Origin of the sequence: Rhodococcus sp. IEGM 1379, from assembly GCF_030056815.1 — a bacterium.
GTDB lineage: Bacteria > Actinomycetota > Actinomycetes > Mycobacteriales > Mycobacteriaceae > Rhodococcus_F.
This window is the reverse complement of record NZ_JASHKR010000133.1, coordinates 2,564-7,053: the sequence shown is the minus strand read 5'-3', so window position 1 is coordinate 7,053 and position 4,490 is coordinate 2,564. Positions and strand designations below refer to the sequence as shown.

Sequence of the window (4,490 nt, the reverse complement as noted above, 5' to 3'; positions counted from 1 at the left end):
GATCGAGTGAAACGACTGGGGCAGATATCGCTGATCATCGCCGGTGTACTTCTTCTGATCGTGTGCATCCTGTACGCGATTGCTGCAATCGTGTGGTTCGCCCAGGGCGACGATTCCCTGATGTATCACCGCAGACGCATGGGTTAACGCATCACCCGATCCGTGAACTCCATCGTCTGATCCATCGACGCCATCAACGATCGACTGTGGGAGACGCCGTCAATGTGCTGATATTCGAATTGTGTTCCGCGGATACGTAAGTCGGCGATCTGTGCCCCGGTGAGCGGAATGGGTACCGTCGTGTCGGACGTGGATTGAACGATGCGCAGAGGCCGGTCATATCCATTGACGGGCACGTGCAGCATAGAACGCAGAAGGTCGTGCATGTGTGGCGTCCACAGCGATCGAGCAAACAGCGCCACCGCTTGATCGACTTCCCCTTCGACGTGTCACCGCGTGTACGAACCTCCATCATCTACCACCGGTAGACTGAAAATGCCGGTTTTGCTCGGATAATTCCGATCTCGCACTGCTGAGCGCCACTCAGTAGTGTGGGTTTCGACCACCAATTCGGCCAATGACGGCGCACTCAATACGGAGTCCGAACAGATGAGCATCGAACACCTCGACGTAGTGATTGTCGGCGCCGGACTGTCCGGCATCGGTGCGGCCTATCGCCTCCAGACCGAGCTTCCCGAAAAGTCTTACGCAATCCTCGAAGCCCGCTCGAACAGCGGCGGAACCTGGGATCTGTTCAAGTACCCCGGCATTCGCTCGGACTCCGACATGTTCACGCTCGGCTATCCGTTCCGTCCGTGGACGGACGCCAAGGCGATTGCCGACGGCCCGTCCATCCTTCGATACGTCCGCGACACCGCTCGCGAGAACGGTATCGATCAAAAGATCCGGTACAACCAGAAGGTGGTAGCGGCATCGTGGTCGTCCGAGACCGCGACCTGGACTGCCACCATCTCCAGCGGCGATCAGATTCGCACCCTGAGCTGCAATTTTCTGTATCTCTGCAGTGGTTATTACAGCTATGACGCCGGATACACACCAGACTTCCCGGGACTCGAGACGTTTGGCGGGACGGTTGTCCATCCGCAGTTCTGGCCGGAGGATCTCGATTACGCCGACAAGAAGGTTGTTGTCATCGGAAGCGGCGCTACCGCAGTCACTTTGGTTCCGACGATGTCGCGTGTAGCCGAGCACGTCACGATGCTGCAGCGGTCCCCGTCGTACATCCTGTCTCTTCCGTCGAGCGACAAGATTGCTGATTCCGTCCGCAAGATCTTGCCGGACAAGATGGCACACAGCATAATTCGTTGGAAAAGCGTTCTGATCAATCTCGGGTTCTACCAACTGTGTCGACGCAGCCCGGCGCGGGCCAAAAAGATCCTGAGCTTGGCAGCCAAGAGGCAACTCCCCCACGATGTTCCGCTCGATCCACATTTCACGCCGACGTACGATCCGTGGGACCAGCGTCTATGCGTCGTCCCCGACGGAGACCTGTTCAAGGCCCTTCGATCCGGCAAGGCATCCATCGAGACGGATGCCATCGACACCTTCACCGAGACCGGGATAAGACTCGCGTCGGGTACCGAACTGGAAGCCGACATCATCGTCACCGCAACAGGTTTGAAGATGGAAGCCTGCGGCGGCATGACCATCGAGGTGGACGGCGAGGCGGTGAAGCTGGGTGAGCGGTACGTGTACAAGGGCATGATGATCAGTGGAGTTCCGAACTTTGCCCTGTGCGTCGGATACACCAACGCATCGTGGACGTTGCGCGCAGATCTGACGTCGATGTACGTGTGCCGGCTACTGTCCGAGCTGAAGAAGCGCGGTCAGACGACGTGCGTTCCCCAGGTGAACGAGAGCATGGATCAGCGGCCCATTCTCGATCTTGCGTCCGGATACGTGATGCGTGCCGTCGAGCAGTTTCCGAAGCAGGGTTCGAAGTCGCCGTGGAGCATGCGTCAGAACTACATTCTGGACCGGCTTCACTCCACCCTGGGGAACCTCGGCGACCATATGGAGTTCTCGGGTCCGGCGTCTCCCACCCCCACACCGGTCACCGAACCGTTCGGTAGGGTTACCGGATAATTCCACGGCTGGGGGGCATTGAAATGAAGGTTGTTATTTTCGGGGCAACGGGAATGGTGGGCAACAGCGTTCTGCACGAATGCCTGGATGATCCACGAATCGACACTGTTGTCACCGTCGGCCGCAACGCGTCCATCGCTACCGACGCGAAGGTCATCGACGTCGTTCATCGCGATCTGCTCAATCTGACGGCCGTCGAATCGGACCTGGCTGGATCCGACGCCTGCTTCTTCTGCCTCGGTGTCTCCTCCGCGGGAATGGACGAACCTGATTACACCAGGATCACTCGTGACATCACGCTCTCTGCCGCAACAACGCTCTCACGCTTGAATGCCCAGACGGTGTTCGTCTACGTGTCCGGAGAGAGCGCCGACTCCACCGAGACCAGCCGGACAATGTGGAAACGTGTACGCGGCGGAGTCGAGAATGCACTTCTCGCACTCCCCCTCAACGTCTATATCTTCAGGCCCGGATTCATCCGTCCACGCCCGGGATCACCGTCGAAAACCTGGTGGTACAAAGCGTTCTACCAAATTTCCGTGCCGCTCTATCCACTGCTGAAAAGGATCCTGCCGGGCAGTGTCACCACCAGTGAGAACATCGGCAAAGCCATGATCGCCCTCGCCGTAAACACCCCTGATCTTCCCGATCGTGTTCTACACAGCGACGGGATCAACGCACTCGCGTCGGCCTGACAGCCCGGTTTCGATAGACAAACCCCCGCGCCACCAATTCCAACGCCACTGCCACCGAGCAGGTTTGAGCCAGCAGCAATCCGGCCAACACAAGGATTTGGACGGCGCCGGCCTGCACTGCCGAACCCGTGGCAAGAAGTACACCGACAAACGCACCGGGCAATGTTACGAGCCCGACGGTTCGGGTTTGATCCAGCCCGGGCAACAAGGCGTCGGCGCCCGCGGTTCGGGCCACTTCCCAGCGTGCATCCCGCTGCGAAAAGCCAAGACTGAGAGCGGCTTCCACCTCTCCGTACCGTCCATCGATGGCACCAGCGCCACGCCCTCGAGGGGCACGACCCCCCCCGAAACAAGCATCAGGGGAAGGACAACACCGACTCCCGATGCCACCGCAACGCTCAACCAGGCACCGGAGATGCCGGCCAAGGATCCGTCGTGCCGCGGCAAAGGATGCGGCAGAGAACTACATCGGGGCGGCGTAAAGATACACGTTGTCTGCATAGCTGCCGACACCGTCGGTGTACTGCAACTCCCCGCCGCACGTGACGACAGCGAGCAGGCGAGGACCATCGGGGCCTGCGAGGACGCTTTCCTCGATGCCGTCTGCCTTCGCGCGGGTGACGACAGAGGTGACGCGCCACTGTGTGGTGTTCCCGGCGGCGTCCGACGTGCGGATCTCCTGCCCCGGCTTCATGGTCCCGAGGTCGAACAGGGCGCCGTTGCCTTGTCCGGTCATGTTGACGTGTCCGGCGAGGAGTGTGGTGCCGGTGGCGGAGTCCAAGGGTGCGCCGTCGAGCCAGGTGCCGACCTCGTGGACGTTGGCGGGGGGTGTGAGTACTCCGTCGATGACGCTGGCGTCGACGATCGGGGCTAGGACGCCGATCGGGTCGAGGGAGAGGGTGTTCGCTGCCAGGCGCACGCCGGACGACGCGGTTCCGTCTGCGGTGGCCGGATGTGTGTTCCCGACTGCCGGAGTTGGTGGGAGCGCGGGATCTTCGTCGGGGCGGGTGCCGAGGTACGTCAGTAGGAGGCCGACCACGAGGACCACAATCGTTGCGGCGGTGGCCAGGATGCGGAGTCGTCGTTTCCGGGCCGGTTGCGCACTGTCTGCGGCTGGCTCGTCTGCTGCCTGGTGTGGGTCCGTGGAGGTCATTTCGTGTTCCTTTGTCGTGGACGAACAGTGTCCGGTACCGAATGCTCTGGGCTTCGGTACCGGACACTGTTCACTCGATCGAGCTCAGGGTGTTTCCGGTTATGCGCGGTTGCGTCGGATGGCGATGACTCCGCATGCGGCCAAGCCGATCAGGCCCAGTCCGGCGATCGCGATGCCCATGCTCGGGCCGGTGCTTTCGTCAGCGGCGCCGCCGTCGATGGATGTCGGTCGCTGGCCTGTCTGCTTCTTTGGTGCGGGCTGCGCGGGCTGCGCGCTCGGCGCCTTGGGTGCAGCGCTGGCGGTCGTTGCCGGTCCGGCGGGAAGCGTCGGCCGGTCGATCGATCCGCCCGGGAAGATGGGGATGATCGGAATGATCGGGATGACAACGACATTGGTCTTCGTCGTCGTGGGTGCCGTCACAGAGGTCGTGGTGACGGCGGGGGCTGTGGTGGTCACGTCCGTCGTGGTGGTGACGGGGGCCGTGGTGGTCACGTCCGTCGTGGTGGTGACGGGGGCCGTGGTGGTCACGTCCGTCG

Annotated in this window: 4 protein-coding genes and 2 pseudogenes; 2 read left to right on the top strand and 4 right to left on the bottom strand. The window is 61.4% G+C overall.

Annotated features, from left to right (window positions below; translation table 11 throughout):
• Positions 1-143: 143 nt before the first annotated feature.
• Positions 144-386, bottom strand: a complete 243-nt coding sequence (locus QM600_RS28335; protein ID WP_283265073.1) for a hypothetical protein — start codon at positions 384-386, stop codon at positions 144-146.
• A gap of 223 nt (positions 387-609) precedes the next feature.
• Between QM600_RS28335 and QM600_RS28330 the strand changes: the two genes are divergently transcribed.
• Both QM600_RS28330 and QM600_RS28325 read left to right on the top strand, forming a co-directional pair.
• Entirely contained in the window at positions 610-2,106 is a 1,497-nt protein-coding gene (locus QM600_RS28330; protein ID WP_283265072.1) for a flavin-containing monooxygenase, read from the top strand.
• Positions 2,107-2,129: 23 nt separating this feature from the next.
• On the top strand, positions 2,130-2,801 hold the full coding sequence (locus QM600_RS28325) for an NAD(P)H-binding protein (protein ID WP_283265071.1): 672 nt from the start codon (positions 2,130-2,132) through the stop codon (positions 2,799-2,801).
• Here QM600_RS28325 and QM600_RS28320 read toward each other — a convergent pair.
• From QM600_RS28320 to QM600_RS28310, 3 genes and pseudogenes are all read right to left on the bottom strand, one after another.
• Positions 2,779-3,264 (bottom strand): annotated as a pseudogene (locus QM600_RS28320) (ABC transporter permease); the annotation flags it as partial. The gene QM600_RS28325 and the pseudogene QM600_RS28320 sit on opposite strands and share 23 nt — an antisense overlap.
• Positions 3,265-3,954 carry a class F sortase gene (locus QM600_RS28315; RefSeq protein WP_283265070.1) on the bottom strand — a complete coding sequence of 230 codons (690 nt, stop codon included), beginning with the start codon at positions 3,952-3,954 and terminating at the stop codon, positions 3,265-3,267.
• A gap of 99 nt (positions 3,955-4,053) precedes the next feature.
• Positions 4,054-4,490: pseudogene (locus QM600_RS28310) on the bottom strand (hypothetical protein); the annotation flags it as partial.

What these genes read in the sequence shown, in the direction of transcription:
- QM600_RS28335 (WP_283265073.1), bottom strand. Translation starts at nt 386, where the DNA reads ATGCACGACCTTCTGCGTTCTATGCTGCACGTGCCCGTCAATGGATAT.
- QM600_RS28330 (WP_283265072.1), top strand. Translation starts at nt 610, where the DNA reads ATGAGCATCGAACACCTCGACGTAGTGATTGTCGGCGCCGGACTGTCC.
- QM600_RS28325 (WP_283265071.1), top strand. Translation starts at nt 2,130, where the DNA reads ATGAAGGTTGTTATTTTCGGGGCAACGGGAATGGTGGGCAACAGCGTT.
- QM600_RS28315 (WP_283265070.1), bottom strand. Translation starts at nt 3,954, where the DNA reads ATGACCTCCACGGACCCACACCAGGCAGCAGACGAGCCAGCCGCAGAC.